This window comes from Streptomyces sp. CT34 (assembly GCF_000805335.1).
GTDB lineage: Bacteria > Actinomycetota > Actinomycetes > Streptomycetales > Streptomycetaceae > Streptomyces.
This window is the reverse complement of sequence record NZ_KN708638.1, coordinates 6694711-6704578: the sequence shown is the minus strand read 5'-3', so window position 1 is coordinate 6704578 and position 9868 is coordinate 6694711. Positions and strand designations below refer to the sequence as shown.

Annotated in this window: 12 protein-coding genes; all 12 read left to right on the top strand. The window is 68.0% G+C overall.

Annotated elements, in window-relative coordinates:
- Positions 1-1119 precede the first annotated feature (1119 nt).
- The 12 genes from RZ84_RS29275 (at position 1120) to RZ84_RS29220 (ending at position 9818) form a co-directional block, all read left to right on the top strand.
- Positions 1120-1536 carry a DsbA family protein gene (locus RZ84_RS29275; RefSeq protein ID WP_241777905.1) on the top strand — a complete coding sequence of 139 codons (417 nt, stop codon included), beginning with the start codon at positions 1120-1122 and terminating at the stop codon, positions 1534-1536.
- An 80-nt stretch (positions 1537-1616) separates the two neighbouring features.
- On the top strand, positions 1617-1922 hold the full coding sequence (locus tag RZ84_RS29270) for a DUF427 domain-containing protein (protein ID WP_043267195.1): 306 nt from the start codon (positions 1617-1619) through the stop codon (positions 1920-1922).
- The gene (locus RZ84_RS29265; RefSeq protein WP_241777904.1) at positions 1919-2500 is read left to right on the top strand and encodes an SRPBCC family protein; all 582 of its coding nucleotides are present in this window, start codon (positions 1919-1921) and stop codon (positions 2498-2500) included. The genes RZ84_RS29270 and RZ84_RS29265 overlap by 4 nt, the downstream gene beginning before the upstream one ends.
- Before the next feature lie 66 nt (positions 2501-2566).
- Positions 2567-3022 (top strand): MauE/DoxX family redox-associated membrane protein, encoded by a 456-nt coding sequence (locus tag RZ84_RS29260; RefSeq protein WP_043271154.1) that lies wholly within the window; start codon positions 2567-2569, stop codon positions 3020-3022.
- Entirely contained in the window at positions 3006-3311 is a 306-nt protein-coding gene (locus RZ84_RS29255; protein WP_043267192.1) for a hypothetical protein, read from the top strand. Before RZ84_RS29260 ends, RZ84_RS29255 begins: the two co-directional genes overlap by 17 nt.
- A gap of 36 nt (positions 3312-3347) precedes the next feature.
- A complete protein-coding gene (locus RZ84_RS29250; protein ID WP_043267190.1) occupies positions 3348-4919 on the top strand; it encodes a radical SAM protein in 1572 nt (523 codons plus the stop codon).
- Positions 4916-5734 (top strand): class I SAM-dependent methyltransferase, encoded by an 819-nt coding sequence (locus tag RZ84_RS29245; RefSeq protein WP_052230225.1) that lies wholly within the window; start codon positions 4916-4918, stop codon positions 5732-5734. The genes RZ84_RS29250 and RZ84_RS29245 overlap by 4 nt, the downstream gene beginning before the upstream one ends.
- A gap of 113 nt (positions 5735-5847) precedes the next feature.
- Complete coding sequence (locus RZ84_RS29240; RefSeq protein ID WP_043267188.1) at positions 5848-6336, top strand: hypothetical protein; 489 nt, start codon at positions 5848-5850, stop codon at positions 6334-6336.
- Positions 6333-7250, top strand: coding sequence for a Crp/Fnr family transcriptional regulator (locus RZ84_RS29235; protein ID WP_241777903.1), 918 nt, complete (start codon positions 6333-6335; stop codon positions 7248-7250). The genes RZ84_RS29240 and RZ84_RS29235 overlap by 4 nt, the downstream gene beginning before the upstream one ends.
- A gap of 222 nt (positions 7251-7472) precedes the next feature.
- Positions 7473-8048 carry a 2'-5' RNA ligase family protein gene (locus RZ84_RS29230; RefSeq protein WP_043267186.1) on the top strand — a complete coding sequence of 192 codons (576 nt, stop codon included), beginning with the start codon at positions 7473-7475 and terminating at the stop codon, positions 8046-8048.
- A gap of 121 nt (positions 8049-8169) precedes the next feature.
- Positions 8170-8496: a 2'-5' RNA ligase family protein gene (locus RZ84_RS29225; RefSeq protein WP_043267184.1), complete on the top strand. Its 327-nt coding sequence runs from the start codon at positions 8170-8172 to the stop codon at positions 8494-8496.
- 197 nt (positions 8497-8693) lie between these two features.
- A complete protein-coding gene (locus RZ84_RS29220) occupies positions 8694-9818 on the top strand; it encodes a hypothetical protein (RefSeq protein ID WP_043267182.1) in 1125 nt (374 codons plus the stop codon).
- The last annotated feature ends 50 nt before the right edge of the window (positions 9819-9868 follow it).

The window sequence follows — 9868 nt, the reverse complement described above, 5'->3', positions numbered from 1 at the left end:
GCGGCTTGCCGACAGGGGGGGCGGAAGCCGCATCTCCGCGACCACGGTGCGGCGCTGGGTGCTGGAGGTGATCGAACTGCTCGCCGGCCTGCCCATCGAACGGTTCATCGAAGCCGACCACGCCGAGGGCGCCAGCGAGATCGACCTACCCGGCTCCACCCGCGCTCTCGGCGATCATCAGCCGTTCCGCACCTCCGGCGCCCTCCTGCCCGGCTACGTTCACCACCAGGGCCCCGCCGCCGGCAGCTTCGCCAACGGAGGTCACCGAACACGATGCACACCTGCGGGCAGACCGTACAGAGCAGAGACAGGTCTCCAGCGCCGTACAGCCCACCCAGGCGAGAGGAAACCGCGTGATGGATCCATCAGCCCGCCCCGGAACGCGTTCCCGCCCTCCTCACCTCACCCACGACGAGGCGCTGGACCTTGGATCCCTACGGCCGGTCCGGGCCCGCATCACCGGGCCGGACAGCCGCATCGACTCTGAGCTGGTGAAACGGCTCACCCGACAAGCACTCGGAGACGCCAACGACAGGGCGAGAGGCTTCCCACGCCCGCCGGCTCGGGACACAGAGGCCGATGAGTGATCTGTGCCCGCCCGGCCCTGGCACAGGAATCGCCGTTCACTGCCCGGAAGTTGGACAGCGCCGATACGGTCGGGACGCATGCGCCCCTTCGTCTTTCAACGCGCCGCCGGCAAATGGCCCGAAGGTGCAACCCTCCTGCACCTATAGGTCGATATCTCGCGTAACCCAGACCTGGCCGCTCTCGTGCAGGTTGCCTGTAGGTTCGCATTTCGCGTGGCCCTTTCTCATTGACCGTGGCCTTTGTCCGGCCCAAAGGACAGTGTGATGAGACGAACTCCTGTCTGATCGTTCACTCGTCGTAGTGCTGATCCCGGTCTCGACCTATGCAACTCCGCCCTCCCGTCTGATCGTGGAGACGTCGCAGCTGATCGAGACCGGGATATCTGCCTCCCCGCTCTCGCTGCTCGGGGGTGGGGTATGTCGCGCATAGTCGGCGAAGTCTCGATGAGTTTCCGTCGTACGGACGGGGAGCCCTCCGGCCGCGCAGGCCCACGGCGTGATGCAGGGGGAGTGATCCTCGGGGCTGTACCGGATGAAAGGCGGCGCGGCCCAGTTCGGCGCGCTGCCCGGTCAGGTCGGTGCTTTCGGCCGGTACGGCGCCGAGGTGCGCGATCCTGGAGGCATGGAGATCGAGGTCTTGTTCGTACCGGACTGCCCCCACCGGCAGCTTGCGGAGGAGCGGCTGCGGCAGGCGCTGGATGCCGTCGGTCTGGCCACCACGAGCTTTACCACGCGGGTGGTCGGCGATCAGGCCGAGGCCGAGCGGTCCGGTTTCACCGGCTCCCCGACGATCCTGATCGACGGCTGTGACCCGTTCGCCGAGCCGGGAGCCCTGCCGTCGGTGGCCTGCCGGATCTACCGCACCTCCAGCGGCTTGGCCGGTGTGCCCGAGGTCGGCCAGCTCCAGGAGGCCCTGCGAGCAGCAGTCGACACGGGCGGCGGAGTGTAAGCGCGGTCACCGTCTGGTCGGTGGTCGGCGCTCTAGCGTCGCGGTATGGACCATGAGGATGGCGTCGGAGGTGGCTGGTCATGATGCGGGCTGTGTGGAACGGCACCGTGCTTGCGGAGGCGGAGCAGACCGTTGTGGTGGAGGGGAACCACTACTTCTCGCCCGAGTCGCTGCGCCGTGAGTATTTCACCGAGAGCCGGGCCAGGTCGCTGTGCTTCTGGAAGGGGCTCGCCCGCTACTACACCGTGACCGCGGGCGGGCGGACCAACAGGAACGCGGCCTGGTACTACCCGCACCCGAGCCCGCTGGCCCGGAGGATCAAGAATCACGTCGCCTTCTGGAACGGCGTCGTGGTCGAGGAAGTCGCCCCGCAGGTGAGCCGGTGAGCGCCGCACGCGGGCTGCGGGCTGTGGCCTGGACGGCGGGTGCAGGTGGTGCGCTGACCGCCGCCTGGCTGGGTCTGGTGACCGGCGCCGTTCCCCTCGATGTTGGCGTGGGACGCCGGATGCGGCCCCTCGGCCCGCAGACCGTGGACATCGCCGCCCTACGGGAGACGGTGTTTGATGTAGTGGCCCACCCGTACCTGGGCCGCACACCGCGGGCAATGGGCGAGAAGCTGAAGGTGCTGGAGCGCGGTAGTGACCTGGTGCTGGCCGAGCACTACACGCCGATCGCGGGCGGGCGGCTGAGAGCGGTGACGGTGGAGACGGTCCGCTTCACCCGGCCCGAGCGGATCGACTTCCGTCTGGTGCGCGGCCCGGTGCCGCACGTGACCGAGTCCTTCGTCCTGGAGGAGACTGGGGCGGGGACACGGCTGGTGTACTTGGGCGAGCTGGGCACCGACCTGTGGCGGCTCGGACAGTGGTGGGGTGAGGCGGTGGCTGCCCGCTGGGAGGCCACGGTCGCTACCTCACTCGCCTCGGTCAAATCCGAGGCCGAACGCCGCGCCGCCCCGCGCCGGTGAATGCGGGGCCGGTTCGGTGAGCGCGCTTACAGTTCCCGCCGCCCCGGCGCCCGTAGCGTCACGCACATGGTGCTCCGTCTCGTTCTCGGCGCGGTCTACACGGCGATGGCCGTCGGCCAGCTCGCCTCCGCCACCGACATGCCGGCCATTCTCGGCGCCTACGGTCTGGTGCACGGCGCCCCGGCCGTCGTGCTCGCCGGGCTGCTGATCGCCGGTGAGCTGGTGTGCGGGGTGTGGTTCCTGGCCCGCCCCCGGTCGACGGCTATCGCCCCGGTGTGGGTGTACACGGCCGTGTCGCTGGTGTGGAGCGCACTGGCCGTCCAGGCGTACACGCGGGGCCTGGAGGTGGACAACTGCGGCTGCTTCGGAAACTACCTGACCCAGCGGCTGAGCTGGTTCGTCCTGCTCCAGGACGCCCTGACGCTGCTGTACGCCGGTCTGCTGCTGCGTGGCGCCCGCAAGGCAGTCACTCGGGGCTCAGCGGGTGGGGCGGAGGTGGGACCTGATGACCGTATCCCGTGAACACCCTGGACTGAGGCTGGTGATCGCCGTCGCCGGGGCGGGGCTGGTCATGGTGGTGTGCTGCGCCGGGCCGCTGCTCTTGGGCGGAGCGGGGCTCGGCGCTGTGGGTGGCGCGCTGGCGAATCCGTGGCTGATCACGGTCGGCGCGGTCGTCGTTCTGGCCGGCACCGCCTATGCCCTGCGCTGCCGGGTCCGGCGTCGCCGCGGCACCGGGTCGGAGGACTGCTGCCCGACCGTCCCAGACCAGCACCCCCATGAGAACCCTGGCCCGGACCGCGATGTCCACTGATCGACTGCAACCGCCCTTTTCGAGAGGAGCAGTGTGATGACTCAGGCCCCGGCGCCGCGGCGCAAGGTGGACCGGGACGAGGTGTTCGTGGAGTTCACCAAGTCGATCTGCCCCATGTGCAAGGCGCCCGTCGATGCGCAGGTCAACATCCGCGAGAACAAGGTGTACTTGCGCAAACGCTGCCGCGAGCACGGCGAGTTCGAGGCACTCGTCTACGGAGACGCCGAGGAGTACCTGGCCTCGGCCCGGTTCAACAAGCCCGGCACGATCCCGCTGGTCTTCCAGACCGAGGTGAAGGACGGCTGCCCGAGCGACTGCGGGCTGTGTCCGGAGCACAAGCAGCACGCCTGCCTGGGGATCATCGAGGTCAACACCGGCTGCAACCTGGACTGCCCGATCTGCTTCGCCGATTCCGGCCACCAGAGCGACGGCTACTCGATCACCCACGAGCAGTGCGAACGGATGCTCGACGTCTTCGTGGAGAGCGAGGGCGAGGCGGAGGTGGTGATGTTCTCCGGCGGCGAGCCCACCATCCACAAGCACATCCTCGACTTCATCGACCTCTCCCAGGCCCGCCCGATCAAGAACGTCAACCTCAACACCAACGGCATCCGCCTGGCCACCGACAAGAATTTCGTCGCCGAACTCGGCCAACGCAACCAGGTGCCGGGCAAGTCGGTGAACATCTACCTGCAGTTCGACGGCTTCGACGAACGCACCCACCGCGAGATCCGCGGCCGGGACCTGCGCGCGTTCAAGCAGCGGGCGTTGGACAACTGCGCCGAGGCCGGGCTGACCGTCACCCTGGTCGCCGCCGTCGAACGCGGCCTGAACGAGCACGAACTGGGCGCGATCATCGAGTACGGCATCGACCACCCCGCCGTCCGCTCGGTGGCGTTCCAGCCGGTCACCCACTCCGGCCGCCACGTGCCCTTCGACCCTCTGAACCGGCTCACCAACCCCGACGTCATCCGGCTCATCAACGAACAGCGCCCGGACTGGTTCCAGAAGGGCGACTTCTTCCCCGTCCCGTGCTGCTTCCCCACCTGCCGCTCCATCACCTACCTGCTGGTGGACGGCAAGCCGGGCAGCCGCACCGTCGTGCCGATCCCGCGGCTGCTGAACGTGGAGGACTACCTCGACTACGTCACCAACCGCGTCATGCCCGACACCAGGGTCCGCGAGGCCCTGGAGAAGCTGTGGTCCGCCTCCGCGTTCATGGGCACTAAGACCACCCAGGAGAAGCTGCGGGCGACCGCCGAGGCGCTGGACTGCGCGGACGCCTGCGGCATCGACCTGCCCCAGGCCGTGAAGCAGCTGAACGACAAGGCGTTCATGGTCGTCGTGCAGGACTTCCAGGACCCCTACACCCTCAACGTCAAACAGCTGATGAAGTGCTGCGTCGAGGAGATCACCCCCGACGGCCGGCTCATCCCCTTCTGCGCGTACAACTCCGTCGGCTACCGCGAACAGGTCCGCGCTGAGATGTCCGGCGTGCCCGTCGCCGATGTGGTTCCGAACGCGCTGCCGCTGGCCGACCGGCTCACCACCACCTCGCACGGCTCCAAGACCGCGCGCACCGAGGCCACCGTCGAGGAGACGCCATGACCGACCGGAACGCACTCCCATCCGGCCCGACCGGCGACGAGCTGAAAACCTGCTGCGCCGCCGCGTACTCCTCGGACGTGGTCGCCCTGCTCCTGGGGGACTCCTATCATCCCGGCGGCACCGCCCTGACGCGCCGCCTCGCTGACGGCCTGGACCTGGGCGAAGACCGCCGCATGCTCGATGTGGCCTCCGGCCGAGGCACAACCGCCCTGCTCCTCGCCGACACCTACGGCGTTCAGGTCGACGGCGTGGACTACTCGCCGGCCAACACCGCCCTCGCCCAGGGCGCCGCCCAGGCCGCGGGACTCGCCGACCGAGCCGAGTTCACGACCGGGGACGCCGAGCACCTGCCGTACCCGGATGGCGTCTTCGACGCGGTGGTGTGCGAGTGCGCCCTGTGCACCTTCCCCGACAAGGCCCAGGCCGCCGCCGAGTTCACCCGCGTCCTGAAACCCGGCGGCCGACTCGGCATCACCGACGTCACCGCAACCCCCGACCGGCTCCCCACCGAGCTGACCGGTCTCGCCGCGCGCATCGCCTGCATCGCCGACGCCCGCCCCCTCACGGAGTACACAGAGATCCTGGCCGCCGCCGGACTGCGCACCGTACGCACCGAGCGCCACGACCACGCCATGACCCGCATGATCAACCAGATCGAGGCCCGGCTCAACCTGCTGCGCATGACCGCGGCGGCCAAGCTCACACAGGCCGGAGTAGACCTGGACGCCGCCCCCGCCGTACTGGCCGCAGCCCGCGCCGCCGTCGCCGACGGCACCCTCGGCTACGCCCTGCTGATCGCCCAGAAGGCGTCCTGACGGCCGTTGTACCTACCGGCCCGTACGTAAGCGCCCTCACATACCCGCACCAGCGGGCCGCCCTAGCGTCGCAGGCGAAAGCAGAAGGATCGACAAGGAGAGGACTGACCGTCATGGCAACCACCGTGCACACCTCCCCGCACACCGCCGTTCTCCCGGTGCACGCGCTCTACGGCGCGGCGGCCGGGCTGGTCGGTGGTGTCGGGTTCGGAATCTGGATGTCGGTGTCGCGGCCGATGATGAACACCGCGATGATCACCATGGTGGCCGGGCTGCTCGGCTCCACCAACGCCGTCGTCGGCTGGCTGATCCACCTGGCGATCGCGCTCTTCGCCGGCATCGGCTTCGGCATCCTGCTGGGTGAATTCGCCCAAAAGCTCGCGCCCGCCGCCGTCCTCGGTCTGGCCTACGGCGCCGTGTGGTGGGTGGTCGGCGCCCTGTGGATCATGCCCGCGAACATGCACATGCCGGTCTTCGACTGGAACCCGGTCAGTCGCTCCAGTCTCGGCGGTCACCTGCTGTTCGGGCTGCTCATCGGCCTGGCCTACGCCTGCATCGCCCAGGTGACGGGCAAGCGCACCACGGGTGCGTCCGGGCGATGAGGCCGACACCGGACGCCTTCTCGGACAACCCCAGCACCGTGCCACAGGACGCGCCGCCGCGCGGCAGCAGTCCCGGCGGCGGGGCGGTGCCCTACTGTCTGGCCGAGGGCACCGGCGCGCTGGCCGCCCCTGCCTGGGGCGCCGCACCGCCACCGTGGGCCCCCGGGCGACGCGAGGAGACCCACCGCATGATCGAACACCACGACGACGTAACCGGCGATCCGGACCGCACCTGGTGCATCTCCGAAGTCGACATCTTCCGCGACCTGTCGGAGCAGGAGATGGACGCCATCGCCGCCGCGGCCCCGATGAAAACCTACGCGGCCGGAGAGATTCTCCACTCCCCGGCCCAGCCGTCCGAGGTGCTGTTCATCCTCAAACGTGGCCGGGTCCGCATCTTCCGCGTCTCCGCAGAGGGTCGCGCCCTGACCTGCGCGATCATCAGCCCCGGCACGATCTTCGGCGAGATGGCCCTCTTGGGGCAGCGCATGTACGACAACTTCGCCGAAGCTCTGGACGACGTCACCGTCTGCGTGATGAGCCGCGCCGATGTCCACAAGTTCCTGCTGTCCGACGCCCGGATCGCGGCCCGCATCACCGAGATCCTCGGCCGCCGCCTCGCCGACCTCGAACAACGCTTGTCCGACAGCGTGTTCAAATCCGTTCCCCAGCGCATCGCAACCACCCTGACCACCCTCGCCACCCGCACCGAGACGGCTGCCGGGAAGCTCCGTCCGGGCACCCGGCACCCGCAGATCGCCCTTACGCACGAGCAACTCGCCGCCCTGGCCGGCACCTCCCGCGAAACCACGACCAAGGTCCTTCGCGAGTTCGCCAGCCGCGGGTTGCTCCGCCTGGCCCGCGGGCGCATCACCGTCCTCGACCCGGACCGCCTCCTCGACGAAGCCGGATAGCCTGTCACGGCAGAGAGCCCGACCCGCGCCTCGTGGCACGGTCGGACTTGAAAGAGAAGATCCTCCACTGCTGAGATCCGGACCCGAACCGGTAGAGCCTTCGCATGCCTGCAGATGGAGCGGCAGCCCTCAAACGACAAGATCGTGAGACAGAAGTGCCACGTCCCGCGAATGAGACGATTGAGAAGTCCCAGGTGAGCACCCCGGAACGGGACATTCCAATTGAGGGCCTACATTGCCGGAGTCCGGGCTGCGACGGAGGGGGATCCGCTGACACACGTCGGGCACGACTGGTTTCACATCACGCTCTACCAGCTGTCGGAGAAGCCGGCAGAGCAGATCACCCAGGTCGAGCGGCAGGCCATCGTCAGCGAGCTGGAGAAGCATCTGCAGGAAGTCGAGCCGTTCTCCATTACGGTAGGCAGCATCCTCCCGTACGCCACAGGGCTCATCTTCGACCTCTCGCCCGACGAGCCGCTGAACGCCCTTCGTACAACCGTCACGCGTGCCTTCGAGGCGGCGCGAGGTGTGGCTACCACCTACAAGACTGGCGTTCTCCACCTGACCGAGTCCTACGCCACCCAGGAAGTGGACCTCGACCACTTCCACGACATCCACCGGCGCGTACGCCGAGTCCGCCCCAGCCACGCACCGCTGCTCGTGGACGCGATCGAACTCGTCAATGTCACCGCCGTATTGGCAGAGAAGACGATCACCTGGGACTCCCTCGCCCGCATCCCCCTCGGCGCGAACCGAGGACCACGAGGGCATGACGTGCGTCACATTCACGTTCGGTGAGTCGAGTTTCAATGCGACACCGCAGCCGGGGTCGAGCGCAACACGCAGCCTGCATGATCCGAGCACCAATCCGACATGACCTGCGGGGGACACGGCCTGTGCCGCGACTTAGGCCGGTGCCTTGCTGGACCTCTCGCCGGACGCCCCTCTGGTCGATCTGAGGAGCCGCGTTCGCGAGGCGTTCCGCGAAGCCCGCGGTCCCGACGCGGTCAGAGGGCGGGACGGTGGTCGGCCCCACATGTCCCTCGGGTACAGCTGGGACACGGCCAGCAGCGACAACCTCCAAAGCGCCCTGCGCCGAATCACACCCAGCCATGCGCCCTTCCACGTCGACCGCGTGCAGCTCCTCGACGTCCAGTTCCGCGAGCGCGCCCGCCATCCGGAAGCCGCAGCATGGGAAATCTCGTGGCAGCCGGTCGCCACAATTCCCTTGGGCTGCTCCACCTGATCGTCGAACAGGAAGACCGAGGCCGGTTCCGATCCCCGAATGGCGCTGTAGGTTCGCACTTCCGATGTCCCCCTCCTATTGACGTTGGCCCCTTTCTGACCCAAGGGACAGGGCGGTGAGACGAACTCCCGTCCCGCCCCTTCCGGCCACAAGCCGCCTGATCCACCCCAACCGAGGCCACACCGGGAGGCCAGCACATGACGACTAACGCCTTGCTCGCCCATCTATCGGGCCGGTTCAAGGCCAGACGTGAGCCGATAGCTACGGAAGCCCTCTACTACCTGGCGGAGCACTACTGCCCGGCCCGTGAGGCACTCACCCGATTCGTCCGGAACGCCGAGCTGCTGACCGGCCATCCGGAGGGACTGCGGTTTCGCAGCGAAGCCACCTCTCCGGAGCGCGAGGGCAGGCCGGACGTGGTCGGCGAGGTCGACGGTCTGCCGTTGCTGATGATCGAGGGAAAGTTCGAAGCGAGCCTTACGGAGTATCAGCCCAACGGATACCTTGCAGGACTTCCGCGAGGAGGCACCTTGTTGTTCGTGTGCCCCGGCCGCCGCGTCGTCGCACTGGCCCGCCAGCTCGCCGAGCTGATACCCGCCGGTCAAAGGACTGGTAGCTTCGAGCCGGACTCGGCCACCAGTACGCACTGGCTGAAACTCGACAACGCTCGGCACCTTGCCGTGATTGGGTGGCTCGACCTCATCACAGCCCTCCGCGCTCACGCCGGCCACGAGGACCCGATCCTGGAGGGCGAACTCCGTCAGCTGGAGGGGCTCGTGCAGGTCTTCGAGAGCGGTCTGGAGGCGCTGACCCATCACGAGCTGGCCTGCGGAATCGGGGACAGCTTCACCAAGGGCATTGTGGCCACTCAGCGTGTCGTGGGTGCCCTTCAAGGGCAAAAGCAGATCACCACCACTCCTAGGGCGCCTCGCTGGAAGGTCGACCCCATCCTGGATCGCTACTACTACGGCTCAGTCTTCAGCGTCGGGCCCACCACCGTGCACATCGGTTTCGAACCGGCGAGCTGGACACCCGATTGCCCTTCCCCGGTCACGTTCTGGATCTTGCGGTCCTCCATCGAGGATGCCGATCAGCGAAGCCACGTACATGGCGCATACAGCTTGACCGTGGCCGCGATCAACTCGAAGTTCGGACAGCACTTCGACGGCTTCGAGTTCCCCGCCGAAGAGCTGGAGGCGGACTACTGGTGGGCCCCCATCCCGATCCCTCCTGACGCCTCCGAGCAGCACTGCGAAGCTGCCGTCAGGGATACGCTCGCCAACCTGGTGCGCGGCCTGGCTCCCCCTGACGAGGAAGCCTAAGAGGTTGTCTCACGTGGCTAGTTTCGCGAGCTTCTTGTAGCAGGTCAGGG

Coding starts and splice junctions, on each gene's coding strand:
- RZ84_RS29255 (WP_043267192.1), top strand. CDS start 3,006: ATGACCGTATCCCGTGAACACCCTGGACTGAGGCTGGTGATCGCCGTC.
- RZ84_RS29220 (WP_043267182.1), top strand. CDS start 8,694: ATGACGACTAACGCCTTGCTCGCCCATCTATCGGGCCGGTTCAAGGCC.
- RZ84_RS29240 (WP_043267188.1), top strand. CDS start 5,848: ATGGCAACCACCGTGCACACCTCCCCGCACACCGCCGTTCTCCCGGTG.
- RZ84_RS29245 (WP_052230225.1), top strand. CDS start 4,916: ATGACCGACCGGAACGCACTCCCATCCGGCCCGACCGGCGACGAGCTG.
- RZ84_RS29250 (WP_043267190.1), top strand. CDS start 3,348: ATGACTCAGGCCCCGGCGCCGCGGCGCAAGGTGGACCGGGACGAGGTG.
- RZ84_RS29235 (WP_241777903.1), top strand. CDS start 6,333: ATGAGGCCGACACCGGACGCCTTCTCGGACAACCCCAGCACCGTGCCA.
- RZ84_RS29260 (WP_043271154.1), top strand. CDS start 2,567: ATGGTGCTCCGTCTCGTTCTCGGCGCGGTCTACACGGCGATGGCCGTC.
- RZ84_RS29275 (WP_241777905.1), top strand. CDS start 1,120: ATGAAAGGCGGCGCGGCCCAGTTCGGCGCGCTGCCCGGTCAGGTCGGT.
- RZ84_RS29270 (WP_043267195.1), top strand. CDS start 1,617: ATGATGCGGGCTGTGTGGAACGGCACCGTGCTTGCGGAGGCGGAGCAG.